We start from the raw sequence: 13316 nt of genomic DNA on the forward strand, positions 1-13316 counted from the left end.
CCTCAAGGCAAGACCCCGGCCGCCCGGGACGCGAACGGAAGGCCTGCATTTGGCTGACCGGGGCTCCGGTGGAGCACTGGGCCGAACGGGTGTTTCCTGGACAGGGGAGCTAGGAGGCTGATCATGCGCCGCACCACTCCGGCCCTCACCGCCGCCGCCCTTCTGACGGGCGGAGTCCTCGCGGTGAGCGCGGCCGCTCCGGCCAGTGCCAACGCAGGCGCCCATCACGGCGGTGACGTCGTCTGGGGGACGGTCGTCTCCCGTTCCGATCTCAACTTGCGCTCCAGTCCCAGCATGTCGTCCTCGGTCGTCTACCGGCTCGCGCCGGGCAGTCAGGACCGTCTTGAGTGCGCGGCCCACGGGTCGACGGTGAACGGCACCTCGACCTGGTTCTGGTTCACCGGAGCCCACGGCTGGGCCAGCGCCTCGTACGTGGACACCAACGGCCGGGGCGTGCCCAACTGCTCCACGCACGGCTCGCCCGACAAGCAACAGCACCAGAAGAAGCGGGACGGCGGTAATCCGAGCGGATTCTGGTACCGCTCGGACTACCGCGTGGAGTTCGGCTTCACGAAGTGACGTGCTCGGGCGCGTACTCGCTCGACGAGTAGTAGCGGTAGTACACCGCCACGAACGTGGCGCCGCCCACCACCGCGCCCAGCACGACGGACCACAGGATCGCGCCGTTGGCGAGGCTGTGCAGGAATCCGACGGCGATGCCGGCGAAGGCACCCCAGACCATGGCGCGGGCGCCGATGTGGCGGCTGCCCTGGCGACTGCACCACTGATGGATGCCGAAGCAGAGCGCCGCGACGATGATTCCGCTGATGAAACCGAGGGCGATGTTGCCACCGGTGACTCCGTGGCCGAAGCGCTGGATGTTCGCCGCCCAGAACCCGTAGAGCGCGCCGGTCACCACCGGCAGGGCCTTCGCGATGGTGGTCACCGACGGGGTGGCGGGGCGTCCGGCGCTGGTGGAACGGGCCGGTGCTGGTGCCGCGTGAGCCATGACGGGCTCCTTTCAGGTGTCCCCCTGTCCCGTCCTTCCATTGACGGCGCGCGGCGTTCGTTGCGCAACGCGGCGGCACGAAGGATCACAGAGCGTGCGCGTACCGCGGCCCGTACAGCGCGGCGTCGGCCGCCGTGGCGAACGGTGCCACTTCCGTCGCCGTCCGCCGGATCACGGTGATCGCCGCGTCGTCGTGCGGCGCGCCGTGCCGGTGCCGGTGCAGGTCCTCGGCGATGAGCCGCAGCAGCTCGCCGGGCGGCCCCTGAGTGACCGCCGCGTCCGCGGCCAGGCCCGGCAGCCGCTCCCGTACGGGGTAGAAGTCACCGCCGTGGTCCCGGCACTCGGTGACGCCGTCGGTGAACAGCACGAGGGTGTCGCCGGGCCGGAACGGCAGCCGCACCGGCACCGGAGGCCGAGCGCCCAGTGAGCCCATGCCGAGCGGCAGGCCGGGCGGCACCGCCGGGGTGTGGACGCGGCCGTCGGGGGAGACGACCAGCGGCGGCTCGTGCCCGAAGTTGACGATGTCGACGGCTTCGTCGTCCGGCGGGAAGTGCAGCAGCAGCGCCGTCGAGAAGGCGTCCGGGTGTTCGCTGTCCCGCATGGTCCGCGTCCACGCGTTGTAGCGCTGCATGGCGGTCTCCAGGCGCTCGGCGATCTCCTCGACGCGGGCCGCGTGGTAGCCGGCCTCGCGGAACGCGCCGAGCAGCGAGGCGGACGCGGACACCGCGGGCAGCCCCTTGCCGCTGACGTCGCCGAGGACGGCGCGGATGCCGTGCGGGGAGGGCTGGAAGTCGTACCAGTCGCCGCCGATCCGGGCCGCGCGGGCGGCGGGCTGGTAGAAGTCGGCGATGTGCAGCGGGCCGATCCTGTCGGGCAGGGCGCGCATCACCGCGCGCTGCGTGGCCTCGGCGACGTCCGTGACGGCCTGCAGCCGGGCCTGCTGCTCCTCCTTGCGGCGCGCGATGAGCACGCCGAGCAGGCCACCGGTACCGATCATCAGCGGGCCGAGCACGGCCACGCCGTCGGACGGGATCGGGGAGAGCGACTGCAGCACCATGTACGTGATCAGGAGCAGCCCGGTGACGACGGCGGTCGCGAGGACCGGTGCGAGCATCGCCACGGCGATGGGCACCAGGCCGAGCAGGGCGCGCGCCCGGAAGTCGGTGGGGGTGGCCAGGTCGAGGGTGACGACCGCGGTGACCAGCACCGCGACCACCAGCACGAGGGCACGCCAGCCGCCCGCGGGGCGCACGGTTCCGGGCCGGGCGTCACGGTTCGCGGGAGGCTGGTAGTAACTGCTCGAGCTGCGAAAAGGCATGTCACATAAAGAGTGCAGGGGCATTCAGCGCCCGGAGTAGGGCCGAAGGTCCGTATGCCGCGTGAGGTGCGCGACCCGGCACATGAGCAGAAGGGCGGGATCAGAGAACCGGCACCGGCACGAACCGTGAGGTCACGTGCAGGTCGGCCACGATCGCGGCGGCGGCCGCCCGCAGCGCGTCGGTCCAGGCGTCGGTGTCCCCGCGCCCCAGGTGGGCCGTGACGTCGAGTGCCGAGACGACCCGCCCGTCCCGGTCCCTCACCGGTACGGCCACGGACCGCAGCCCGTCCTCGGGCCCGTCCACGGCGGCGACCCCGGCGGACTCCTCGCCGAGCAGCACGCGCCCGGCGGCCGTGACGGCGGCGGGCAGCCGGGAGCCGACGCCGATGTCGACGCTCATGACCCGGCGCGGAGCGACCCGCGCGGTGCACCGGACCCGGTCCCCGTCGGCCACGGACAGCCCCACGGACTCCCCGAGCCGCTCCGAGAGAGCGGCGAGGTGAGGAGCGGCGATGCGCGGCAACGTCGTACGGGACAACGGGGCGCAGCCCAGGCCCAGGACGCGGGGCGTGAGCCGGTACGCGCGTTCGTCCCGCTCCACGTAGCCGAGGTACTGATACGTGATGAGGGCCCGCCGAGCAGTGGCCCGAGCAAGCCCGGCCCGGGAGGCGATCTCGCTGAGAGCCATGGCGGGGCGGACACCGTCAAAGACGCTGAGCACGCTCAGCCCCCTGCCGAGCGAAACGACCGGGGCCGAGCCATTTCCAGCCTTGGCAGATTCAGCCGCTCCGGCAAAATCAGCCCCTCCGGCGATTGAGGAGCGGGGTCCGGGGCGGAGCCCCGTGGCCTGAGGCTGATCGCCCAGCACACGTTCCATGGAGGCCACACAAGCACCCAGAGCCGATTGAACAGCCCCCCGCAACGAATCAACCCCATGCCGAGACGTATGGCTGACCACACTCACCGCACAGACCACATCCCCGCCCGGCCCCCGAACAGGCACAGCCACAGCAATAAGCCCAGGCTCAACCAACTGATCGTCAACCGCCAGAGGCAAACCGTCACGGAAGACAAGCCCCGGCGCCGACCCACCCCCCGGAAGACGGTCCCCCACCCGGAAGCTGATGGACAGGGCTCGCCGCCGCAGAACCTGGTGGACGAAGCGGATGTCGGGCCCGTCGGGGACGGCGAGGGAGACGGACTCGTCGAGCTCGTCGGCGAGCCGGTCGGCGAGCGGCCCGAGCAGTGCGGGCAGGCGCAGCGCGTCAAGGTAGGCGTTGGCGACGGCCATCAGGGGCGGCGCGAGGGAAGCGTCCCGCCCGTCGAGGCGTACGTAGCCGAGGTGGGCCAGGGTCGCGCAGATCCGGTCGACCGTGGAGCGGGCGAGACCGCTGGTGCGGGCGAGTTCGGCGAGGGCGAGGGTGCCGTCCGCGTCCGTGAGGCGCCGCAGCACGTCGAGGCCGCGGATGAGCGGGGTGACGGCCTCGGCGGGCGGCGGCTGGGTCACGGACGGGGACGGCACGGGAAGCACGGGGCAACGGTAAGCGACCGGACCCGGCTCAGTTGCTCAGGAGTTCCACGACCCGGTCGAGCGCGGCCGGGGCCAGGTGCCGGCGCAGCGCGTCCACCACGTCCTCCGGTGTCCCCCGGCTGTCGATCCTGATTACGCCGTAATCACGGCCGCGTCCGCCCTTGCGTGCCGGGGGCACGGACGCGGCGGGCAGTTCTCCGTACTGGCCGGGCAGCTGCTGGTCCTCGTGGGGGAGGCGGGCGATGCGCCGGGCGTCCTCGACGGAGACGCGGCCGTCGGCGAGGGCCTCCTGGAGGTCCGGACGCAGCTTCATGAGGGACAGGCGTTGCGAGATGAAGCCCTGGGTCTTGCCGATGCGGCCGGCGACCTGGCGCTGCGAGTAGCCGTAGGAGGTGATCAGGCCCTGGATGGCCTGGGCCTGTTCCAGCTCGGTGAGGTCGTCGCGCTGGACGTTCTCGATGAGCGCGTCCTCGTCGGAGCGGGTGGCGTCGGAGCGGACGAGGACGGGCACCTCGTCGAGCCCGGCCATCTTCGCCGCGGCGAGGCGCCGGTGTCCGTGCAGCACGACGTACGGGGCCTTGCCGACGGCCTTCTTGTGGTGCGGGTGCGCGGCGACGAACACGGCGGCGGGGACGACGCCGAGCGCCTGGAGCACGCCGCGCTCGCGGACCGTCTCGGCGAGACCGTCCAGGTCGCGCAGTTCGTGGCGCGGGTTGTCCGGGTTCTCGGCGAGGTCGGCGACGGGGACGGTGAGCGGTTTGGTGTCGGGCCGCTTCGGCGCCGCGGCGGGCGCCTTCTCCGCGTCCGCCGCGCCCAGCAGGGAGGACAGATCGGTGCGCCGCCCCATCAGGCTTTCACCTTCTTCTTCGTACGGGGCTTCGTGCCGGTGCTCTTGGCGCGCGTGGGCTTCGGGATCGCGGCGAGCCCCACTTCCAGAGCGAGCCGGAAGAAGTCCTCGCGGGCCTGGAGGGCGACGCGGTTGGCGCCGTACTGGGTGACGACCAGGCCGTCGGCGCTCGCCCGGGTGTGCAGCTTGTAGTGGCGTACGACGGTGCGGGCCAGCGGCCAGCCCTGGGCCCGGACGAAGGCGCGGGTCTGGTCCAGGTCGGCCTTGCCGTCGCGCGGGTCCCAGTTGTTGATGACGACGCGGAAGGGGAGGCCGCGCGGCTTCACGACCCGTTCCACCGTCCGCTGTGTCGGCTGGAAGCCGAGCGGCTCGGGCTCGATGGGGACGATGACGTCGGTGGCGTTGGACAGGACCGCGCGCAGGGCGTCGGCGGCGGCGCCCTTGCCGAGGGGGTCCGTGCCGTCGTTCTCGGCGAGGTCGAGCCAGCCCGGGGTGTCGACGAAGACGTGCTGCGCGGACGGGATGCGGGACAGGGCGGCGAGGCCCGCGAGGTCGTTGTGGGCCTGTACGAAGTCGAAGGGCAGGCCCTCGCCGACGCGTTCCGACCACCATACGGCCGAGCCCTGCGGGTCGATGGAGACGGCGACGACGGGCGGGCGTTCACCGGCGTCCTGGTCGCCCGCGCCGAGGACGTCGGCGGTGACGGCGGCCAGATTCACGGCGAGCGTGGACTTACCCACGCCGCCCTTCTGGTTGAGGATCACATGTACGTGGGCCACGAATGCTCACTAACTGGTGCGATTGGGGCGGAGGTTCGTGGTCACTGTGGCAGCGCGGCGCCCGGGGCGGCGGTGTACACGCCGACGGAACCGAACCGGCTAAGGAGTCCGGGCGCCCACCCCGGCCTCGGCGGGCACCGGCTCGTACTCGTACCGCACCGCGTTACCGGCCCACCCCACCAACCCCAACAGCAAGAACGCGCCCACCAGCACCTTCCCGGTGCCGCCCACGAACAGTGGCCGGGTCGCCGAGGGGCTGCGGACCGTACCCAGCGCCGAGTCCGTCGACGTCTGGTCCCCGAACAGCCGCTTCGGGTAGGAGGGCGTCAGCAGCAACACGTACGCCGACACCCGCATCCGGAACCGCAGCACGGCCGCCGTCGCCTCGAACAGCGGTCGCGGCATCCGCCCGAGGACGAGCACCACCAGCCACGACAGGAACGACACGGCCCACCAGCCGGCAGTGACGAGCCCGCCGACCACCGCCGCGGGCAGCACGAGGGGCAGCCGGAACAGCACGGCGACCCGGTTGAGAGCGTGGGAGTGCAGCCGTAGTTGTAGGGGATAGGCGAACGGTGAGCCCCATTCGAAGGGCGGGTAGCGCCCCGTCAGCAGCATCGCGGCGGCCGAAAGGCGGGTCTCGTAGCCGAGGTAGCCCGAAAGCCAGCGCTCCAGCGGCTCGGGGACCCGCCCGATCAGCAGCGTCGCGCACCACGCGGCCACCACCGCGAAGACCGTGACGACGGAGAGCAGGGCCAGCACGATCGCGTGCGGCAGCAGCAACAGCAGACGCAGCAGCACCGTGAGCCGGTGCTGACGGCCGGGCGGCGGGATGTCGAGTTCGGGCAGGGGCTCGGCGCCGGACAGCGGGGGGACGGCGCCGAAAACGGGAGAGGCGGCCATGCCGCAACTCTGCCCAAGGGCGTGGGCCCCGGCATCCGCTGGCAGCCGTTCAGGTGGCGGCCTTCGCGTCGCACTCGAACCACACCGTCTTGCCCGGTGGCCTCGGATGCACGCCCCACCGATCCGTCACCGCCTCGACGAGCAACAGGCCCCGGCCGCCCTCGTCCAGCTGATTCGGGTCCCCTACGACGGGGGTACGCGGATCCGGGTCCCCGACCTCGACACGTACCCCTCGGTGCTGCCGCAGGATCAGCAGCGAGCAGCGCTGCTCCGGAACGTGCCGGATCACGTTCGTGAGCAGTTCCGTGAGCGCGAGCTCGGCCGCGTCGGAGAGCTCCGCCATGTCCCATTGTCGTAGGTAGATCCGGACGATCCGGCGGATGTGGTGGGCCGAGTGATCGCCGACGTTGAAGTTCATGGCGTGACAGTTCATGACAACTCCTGCTCAAGGGCGACGAGTTGAGTCGTTCGCGGTACGAGAGTGTCGGCTGATGGCTACTCTCGGCTACGTGCGGAAGCGGACAGTCACTGCCGTTGGGGGTAGCGCCATGGCCAACATCCGGGAACTCGACCCGAGCGCGTCGCCGCTCGATCATTTCGGCTCCGAGTTGCGCCACTGGCGCGAGGCGGCGGGCCTGAGCCAGCCCCAGCTCGGCGCGAAGCTTTTCTGTACGGGGTCCTTGGTGGGCCAGATCGAGACGGCGCACAAGGTGCCGACCCGCGATTTCGCCGAGCGGGTTGACTCCGTCCTGGGGGCGGGGGGTGCGTTCGGGCGGCTCGCCGGGTTGGTGTTGCGGAGTCAGCTGCCGTCGTGGTTCCAGCAGTACGCGGGGCTGGAGGCGAAGGCCGCGTACATCTCGACGTATCAGGCGCAGGTTGTGTACGGGCTGCTGCAGACGGAGGCGTATGCGAAGGCCGTGATGGAGGCACCCAACCCGCCGAACCTCGATGAGTTGGTCGCCGCGCGCATGGAGCGTCAGCGAATTCTGGACCGGGGCGAGCCGCCGCAAGTGTGGGTCGTACTCGACGAGGCGGTGCTGTGCCGCCCGCTCGGGGGCCGGGACGTCATGTGGAACCAACTGGCCCATCTGTTGAGCTTCCGCGACCAACGGCATGTGAGCGTGCAGGTGCTGCCGTTCTCAGTCGGTCAACACACTGCTCTTACAGGGTCGTTCAACCTGTTGCGTTTCGATGAAGATCCGGACGTTCTATATACGGAGGGCTTCGTACAGGGCCACGCGACCGCCAACCCCAAGGCTTTCAAAGAGGGTTCGTTCCTCTACGCTCGGCTGCAGGCGGCTGCCCTCTCCGTGGAAGACTCGGCGGCAATGATCAGCCGCGTAATGGAGGAACGCTATGGGGAACACCTGGAAGCCGACGATGACAGCGGCGTGGCGTAAGTCCAGCTACAGCGGGAGCAGTGGCGGCGACTGCATCGAGTGCGCCCCCCTCAACGGCGCGACCTGGCGCAAGTCGTCGTACAGCGGCAACGCAGGCGGCGACTGCCTGGAACTCACCGCCACTCCCGGCGGGTACGTCGCCCTCCGCGACTCAAAGAACCCCGCCGTCGGCGCCTTCACCACCACCCCGGCCGCGTTCAACGCGTTCAGGGCAGCCGCGGCACTGGGGACCTTGTAGACGCAGAGCGCAGCAGCACCGGCGTACCCAGCAACAGGACACCAGCGGCGGCCAGCGCCTCGCGCGTACCGACCGCCGCCGCGAGCCCGCCCCACGCCAAGGTCAGCACAGCGGTCACCGCCGTGCTGGTGATGTTCCAGGCGGACAGGACCCGGGCGACCCGGTCCGACTCGGTCCGCTGGAGGCGTTCGCGGGCCATGACCGGGTTGAAGATGCCGCAGCAGGTGATGAGGCCGAGTTCGACGAACATCACGACGAGCAGCCCGCCCACCCCGGGACCGGTGAACGCCAGGCCCACCGGCCAACAAGCACGGGCCACCCCGCTGACCCGAAGCACCCGCAGGGCCCCGTAGTGCCGCACCAGGCGGGGCGACAGACGCGAGCCGATGAGGCCGCCGAGGCAGGGCACGCCGAACGCGAGGCTGTACTGCCATACGGGGAAGCCGAGTTCGCGGAGCATGAGCACGGCCATCAGCGGGGCGCCGACCATGATCAGGCCGTTGACGAGGGCCGTGTTGAGGAAGAGCCCGCGCAGATCGGGGTGGCGCCACACGTACCGCCAGCCCTCACCCACATCCGCCCAGCTGAACTTGCGACGGCCGCCCCCGGAGGGCACCGGCTCGGGCGAGCGGATCGCGCGGACGCCGATCGCCGACAGGACGTAACTCAGCGCGTCCCCGACGATCGTCGTCAACGGCCCGAAGGCCCCGATCGCGGCGCCGCCGAGCGTGGGGCCGATGGAGGTGGCCGTCCACATCGTCGTCTCGAACCGGGCGCTCGCGACGAGCAGCCCGTCCGCCGGGACCAGCGCTTTCAGATGGGCGCCGCTCGCCGACTTGAAGACGATGTCGGCGGTCGCGACGACCACGGACACGAGCACCAGTTGGGTGAAGGTCAGCGCGTCGATGACGTACGCCATGGGGAGCGTGAGCAGCGCCGCGCACCGCACCAGGTCCGCCCCGATCATCGCGGGCCGCTTGCGGCGGAACTCCACCCACGGGCCGAGCGGCACCGCGAGCAGCGCCCCGGCGGCGAGCCCGGCGGCCGCGAGGAACGACACCTGCGCCGTGCTGCTGTGCAGGACGAGCACCGCGATCAGGGAGAACGCGTCGAGCGCCAGCCACGTCCCCGCCGTGCTCACCGCGAACGCGGCCCACAACCATCCGAAATCCCGGCCGAGCCTCATCTGCTTCATGACCTGCGATCCAAGCGGTGCGGCGACACCCGATCAAACAACCGGCACCTCGATGCCGTACAACCCGTGGTTGTATGGCGAGGTGGATCTCGAAGCTGTACGCACCTTTGTCGCCGTTGCCGGTGAAGGTCAATTCCAGGTTGCCGCGGAAGAGCTGGGCGTCAGCCAGCAGGCCGTCTCCAAGCGCGTCGCCGCCCTGGAGCGCGAGCTCGGCGTGCGGCTGTTCACGCGGGTGCCGCGCGGGGCCCGGCTCACCCTGGACGGGCAGGCGTTCCTGCCGCACGCCAAGGCCGTCCTGCGCACCGTGGAGAAGGCCGCCGCGTCCGTGCGCCCGGGGCGGCGCCCGCTCCGCGTGGACGTGATGGGCACCCGCGTCATGACCGCCGGGCTCCTCCAGGACTTCCACCGGGACCACCCGGACATCGCGCTCGACGTGGTGGCCCTCGGCGCCGCGGGCAAGGCCGTGCTCGCCGCCGTCCGCGACGGGAGTGTCGACGCCGCGTTCTGGGCCCGCCGCATCCCCGAGGACCAGCTGCCGCCGGAGGTGCGCAGCGAGCGTGTCGCCGACGAGCCGATCCTGCTCGTCACCGGCACCGGGCATCCGCTCGCCGGGGCGGACTCCGTCTCCCCTGCCGACCTCGCCGGGCACCGGATCTGGATGCCGGGCCTGGCCGAGGGCACCGAATGGGGCGCGTACTACGGGGAGTTGGCGGACACCTTCGGGCTCGACATCGACGTGGCCGGGCCCAACTTCGGCGCGGACCACCTGTTGCAGACGGTGGCGGAGTCGGCGTCGGTCGCCACGTTCATGGGCCCGCGCACCCCGCTCGCGTACCCCGCGGGCCTGGACCTGCGCATGATCCCGGTGCACCGCCCGACCCCGGTCTACCCGCACTCCCTGCTGTGGCGGCACGACAACGCGCACCCGGCGCTCGCGACCCTGCGGGAGCACCTGTCGCGCGCGTACGACGGGCCGGGGCACGGTGACTCCTGGGTCCCGGGCTGGGCCGCGACCGGCCCGGCCGTCAGAGGCTGAACTAGGCGACCGCGTCCGGGAGTTCGGCGGTGACGGCCCGGATGGCGTCCCGCAGCCGGCGCTGTCCGAGGTCGCCGTCGAGCCGGGGGTGCCAGGCCATCTGGTAGTGCAGCGGGCGGGTCTCCTCGGGAGCGGGCACGACCCGGACGCCGGGATCCGGGCGCTGCTCCGCGAGCAGCCGCGCGGGCTGCGTGAGGGATCAGTTCGGTGCCGGCGACCGAGCGCGCGGCCAGGGAGTGGTAGGGCACGGTCAGCCGGAACGCCTCGGCGGCCCCCCGCGGGGTCGAACTCCTCCGGCGCGAACAGGCTCTCCAGGCGCGGCACGACCGCCCGCAGCTGGCGCTGGACCCGCTCGGCCCGCGGGGTGAGCCGGTAGCCGCCGGGCGTGCGCACCAGGAGTTCGTCGCCGAGCGTGTCCCGCAGCCGTTGCAGCGCCCGGCTCATCGCGGCGACTTCGGCGGCCCGCGAGACGTGCCGCTCCTCTAGGAGCGCGGCCGGCGGAGCCAGCAGATTGAGGTCCACCCGTTCAATATGCGCCATACGCATAAGCTCCATATTTTGCATGCATTGGACAAATAACTACACGCGGCGGAGGGTTGAGATCCAGGTCGAAAACCCAAGTCGAAAACCAAGTCGAAACCCGGGACGAAACCTTCAACTCTCCCCAGGAGCAGTCATGGACACCACGGCAGCGCAGAACACATCCGACCGGCCGAGGGTGGCCCTGGTGACCGGCGGCTCCGGCGGCATCGGGGGCGCGGTCGCGCACCGCCTTGCCGCCGACGGCATGACCGTCGTCGTCCACTACGCGGGCGGCGCGGCGAAGGCGGAGGCGGTCGTCGAGTCGGTCACCGCGGCCGGCGGCACGGCGGTGGCCCTGTCCGGGGACGTAGCCGAACCGACGGAGATGGCCGAACTCTTCGACACCGTGGAACGCCGCTTCGGCGGCATCGACGCGGTCGTCAACACCGCCGGGATCATGCTGCTCGCCCCGCTCGTCGAGATGGACCTCGACACCTTCGACCGGATGCACAGGGTCAACGTCCGCGGGACCTTCGTCGTCTCCCAGCTCGCCGCCCGGCGGCTGCGTCCCGGCGGCGCGCTGATCAACTTCTCCACCTCGGTGACCCGGCTCCAGCAGCCCACTTACGGCGGCTACGCGGCGACCAAGGGCGCGGTCGAGGCCATGACCTTGATCCTCGCCCGCGAACTGCGCGGCCGCGACATCACCGTCAACGCGGTGGCCCCCGGCCCGACCGCGACGCCGCTCTTCGTCGAGGGCAAGAGCGAGGAACTCATCGCGCGGATCGCCTCCGCCGCGCCCCTGGAACGGCTCGGCACCCCCGAGGACATCGCCGAGGCCGTCGCCTTCCTCGCCGGTCCCGGCGGCCGCTGGATCAACGGCCAGGTCCTGTTCAGCAACGGCGGCATCGCCTGACCTTCCCGTTCATCAGCAGCCGTTCATCAACAGGCATTCATCAACAGCCATTCATCAACAGGCATTCATCAACAGGCTTGCACAGCAGGAGGGTTGACCATGAAAGCCGTACGTTTCCATCGCTACGGAGGCATCGACGTGCTCGGCGTCGAGGACGTCGCACCGCGTCCGCTCGGCCCGCACGACGTCCTGGTCCGGGTCCGGGCCGCCGGGATCAACCCGGGCGAGGCCAAGATCCGCACCGGGGCCCTGCACGACATGTTCCCGGCGAGCTTCCCGTCCGGGCAGGGCAGCGACCTCGCGGGCACGGTCACCGAGACCGGGGCCGAGGTGACCGGCTGGGCGCCGGGGGACCCGGTCCTCGGCTGGTCCTGGGAGCGGTCGAGCCACGCCGAGTACGTCGCCGTCCCCGAGGACCAGCTCGTCCGCAAGCCCGACGGGCTCCCCTGGGCCGCCGCCGGTGCCCTCTACGTCGCGGGCAGCACCGCATGGGCGGCGGTCACCGCGGTCGACCCCCGGGCCGGGGAGACGGTCGTGGTCAGCGGCGCCACCGGCGGGGTCGGCAGTCTCGCCGTCCAACTCCTGCGGCTGCGCAGGGCGAACGTGGTCGCGGTCGCCTCCGCGCGGCACCAGGACTGGCTGGAGTCCCAGGGCGCCGCCCTCGTCGTCTACGGGAGCGGGATGGAGGAACGCCTCCGCCGCGCGACCGAGGACGACGGCGGCAGCACGGCGCACGCCTTCCTCGACTTCCACGGCGGCGACTACCCGAAGATCGCCCTCTCCCTGGGAGTGCCGCCCCACCGGGTCAACACCCTCGACCACGGCGCCGCGGCCGCGCTCGGCACCCGGTCGCAGGGCAGCGCCGAGGGCACCGACCGGGCGGTCCTCGCCGAACTGGCCGAACTGACGGCGGCCGGCCGGATCGAGGTGCCGATCAGCCGGACCTACCCGCTGACCGAGGTCCGCGCGGCCTTCACCCACCTGGAACACGACCACCCTCTGGGTAAGACCGTCCTCCTGCCGGACGCCGACCCGGCCGAGTGACATTTGTACCGGCAGGGTCGGGACGCCTCGCTCTGCCGGGCACCACCCCCGTTCCGCGAAGCTCAGTGATGTCGGAAACGACGATCACGGACGCAGACAGACACAGACGGACGCAGACGGGGGCAGGGCAATGGGCGGCGCGAACAAGGTGACGGCGGAGCAGGCGCGGCAGGTCGCGCGGGGTACCGACTTTCAGGGGCTGCCCACCTGGTACTTCCCGATCATGGGCTGCCTCGCCGGGATCTTCGACATCGCCCGCGCCTATCCGGCCGTCTACTGGGTGATCCCGATCGTCCTGGTCGTCAACATCACACTGACGCTGACCGTGCTGCGTACCCGGATGCGCCTGATGCGGGCCCTGTGGAAGAACAAGCGCACCCGCTTCCTCGCGCTCGGCCTGGTCGGTGTCCGTTTCGCGGTGCGGGCCGGGCTCGGCGCCGTCGGCTTCGCCCTGGGGTCGGCCGCCGGCGGGCTGTTCATCGGCATCCTGATGGCCGTCCTCGGCACGGCGATGGCCTGGGGCGACCAGTGGCTGGTCCTGCGCACGCTGCGCCGCAGCGCCGCTGTGGCCGCCTGAA

16 protein-coding genes and 1 pseudogene are annotated in these 13316 nt (G+C 71.5%); 7 read left to right on the top strand and 10 right to left on the bottom strand.

The genetic code is table 11. The features are described from left to right. The first annotated feature begins 123 nt into the window (after nucleotides 1–123). The gene (locus ACIREE_RS19475) at nucleotides 124–579 is read left to right on the top strand and encodes an SH3 domain-containing protein (protein ID WP_404153190.1); all 456 of its coding nucleotides are present in this window, start codon (nucleotides 124–126) and stop codon (nucleotides 577–579) included. Here the strand turns inward: ACIREE_RS19475 and ACIREE_RS19480 are convergent. From ACIREE_RS19480 to ACIREE_RS19510, 7 genes are all read right to left on the bottom strand, one after another. Next, a complete protein-coding gene (locus ACIREE_RS19480) occupies nucleotides 569–1009 on the bottom strand; it encodes a hypothetical protein (protein WP_404153193.1) in 441 nt (146 codons plus the stop codon). The genes ACIREE_RS19475 and ACIREE_RS19480 overlap by 11 nt on opposite strands. A gap of 85 nt (nucleotides 1010–1094) precedes the next feature. Next, entirely contained in the window at nucleotides 1095–2327 is a 1233-nt protein-coding gene (locus ACIREE_RS19485) for a PP2C family protein-serine/threonine phosphatase (RefSeq protein WP_404153196.1), read from the bottom strand. Nucleotides 2328–2427: 100 nt separating this feature from the next. Then, nucleotides 2428–3858: a helix-turn-helix domain-containing protein gene (locus ACIREE_RS19490; protein WP_404153198.1), complete on the bottom strand. Its 1431-nt coding sequence runs from the start codon at nucleotides 3856–3858 to the stop codon at nucleotides 2428–2430. 28 nt (nucleotides 3859–3886) lie between these two features. Beyond that, nucleotides 3887–4705 carry a ParB/RepB/Spo0J family partition protein gene (locus ACIREE_RS19495; protein WP_404153201.1) on the bottom strand — a complete coding sequence of 273 codons (819 nt, stop codon included), beginning with the start codon at nucleotides 4703–4705 and terminating at the stop codon, nucleotides 3887–3889. Beyond that, nucleotides 4705–5484 carry a ParA family protein gene (locus ACIREE_RS19500; RefSeq protein ID WP_404153204.1) on the bottom strand — a complete coding sequence of 260 codons (780 nt, stop codon included), beginning with the start codon at nucleotides 5482–5484 and terminating at the stop codon, nucleotides 4705–4707. Before ACIREE_RS19500 ends, ACIREE_RS19495 begins: the two co-directional genes overlap by 1 nt. Before the next feature lie 99 nt (nucleotides 5485–5583). Then, a complete protein-coding gene (locus ACIREE_RS19505) occupies nucleotides 5584–6387 on the bottom strand; it encodes a DUF4389 domain-containing protein (protein WP_404153207.1) in 804 nt (267 codons plus the stop codon). Between the two features lie 49 nt (nucleotides 6388–6436). After that, a complete protein-coding gene (locus ACIREE_RS19510) occupies nucleotides 6437–6820 on the bottom strand; it encodes an ATP-binding protein (RefSeq protein ID WP_404153210.1) in 384 nt (127 codons plus the stop codon). A gap of 115 nt (nucleotides 6821–6935) precedes the next feature. Here ACIREE_RS19510 and ACIREE_RS19515 point away from each other — a divergent pair, with 115 nt between their 5' ends. Further along, a complete protein-coding gene (locus tag ACIREE_RS19515) occupies nucleotides 6936–7787 on the top strand; it encodes a Scr1 family TA system antitoxin-like transcriptional regulator (RefSeq protein WP_404153214.1) in 852 nt (283 codons plus the stop codon). Next, nucleotides 7744–8025 carry a DUF397 domain-containing protein gene (locus ACIREE_RS19520; protein WP_404153217.1) on the top strand — a complete coding sequence of 94 codons (282 nt, stop codon included), beginning with the start codon at nucleotides 7744–7746 and terminating at the stop codon, nucleotides 8023–8025. The genes ACIREE_RS19515 and ACIREE_RS19520 overlap by 44 nt, the downstream gene beginning before the upstream one ends. On the opposite strand, the gene ACIREE_RS19525 is transcribed toward ACIREE_RS19520, so the two are convergent. Then, nucleotides 7994–9220, bottom strand: a complete 1227-nt coding sequence (locus tag ACIREE_RS19525; RefSeq protein WP_404153220.1) for an MFS transporter — start codon at nucleotides 9218–9220, stop codon at nucleotides 7994–7996. The two genes, ACIREE_RS19520 and ACIREE_RS19525, sit on opposite strands and share 32 nt — an antisense overlap. An 82-nt stretch (nucleotides 9221–9302) precedes the next feature. On the opposite strand from ACIREE_RS19525, the gene ACIREE_RS19530 reads away from it, so the two are divergent. Then, complete coding sequence (locus tag ACIREE_RS19530; RefSeq protein ID WP_404153223.1) at nucleotides 9303–10256, top strand: LysR family transcriptional regulator; 954 nt, start codon at nucleotides 9303–9305, stop codon at nucleotides 10254–10256. A gap of 1 nt (nucleotide 10257) precedes the next feature. Here ACIREE_RS19530 and ACIREE_RS19535 read toward each other — a convergent pair whose 3' ends face one another. Then, complete coding sequence (locus ACIREE_RS19535; RefSeq protein ID WP_404153225.1) at nucleotides 10258–10395, bottom strand: hypothetical protein; 138 nt, start codon at nucleotides 10393–10395, stop codon at nucleotides 10258–10260. A gap of 272 nt (nucleotides 10396–10667) precedes the next feature. After that, nucleotides 10668–10820 (bottom strand): annotated as a pseudogene (locus tag ACIREE_RS19540) (hypothetical protein); the annotation flags it as partial. Nucleotides 10821–10932: 112 nt separating this feature from the next. Between ACIREE_RS19540 and ACIREE_RS19545 the strand changes: the two are divergent. The 3 genes from ACIREE_RS19545 to ACIREE_RS19555 all read left to right on the top strand — a co-directional run bounded on the left by ACIREE_RS19545 (nucleotide 10933) and on the right by ACIREE_RS19555 (nucleotide 13315). Further along, entirely contained in the window at nucleotides 10933–11694 is a 762-nt protein-coding gene (locus ACIREE_RS19545; RefSeq protein ID WP_404153228.1) for an SDR family oxidoreductase, read from the top strand. A 99-nt stretch (nucleotides 11695–11793) separates the two neighbouring features. Continuing rightward, nucleotides 11794–12738, top strand: coding sequence for an NADP-dependent oxidoreductase (locus tag ACIREE_RS19550; RefSeq protein ID WP_404153231.1), 945 nt, complete (start codon nucleotides 11794–11796; stop codon nucleotides 12736–12738). Between the two features lie 130 nt (nucleotides 12739–12868). Beyond that, nucleotides 12869–13315, top strand: coding sequence for a hypothetical protein (locus tag ACIREE_RS19555; RefSeq protein WP_404153234.1), 447 nt, complete (start codon nucleotides 12869–12871; stop codon nucleotides 13313–13315). Nucleotide 13316 lies beyond the last annotated feature (1 nt).

This window comes from Streptomyces sp. NPDC102467 (assembly GCF_044765445.1).
Taxonomy (GTDB): domain Bacteria; phylum Actinomycetota; class Actinomycetes; order Streptomycetales; family Streptomycetaceae; genus Streptomyces.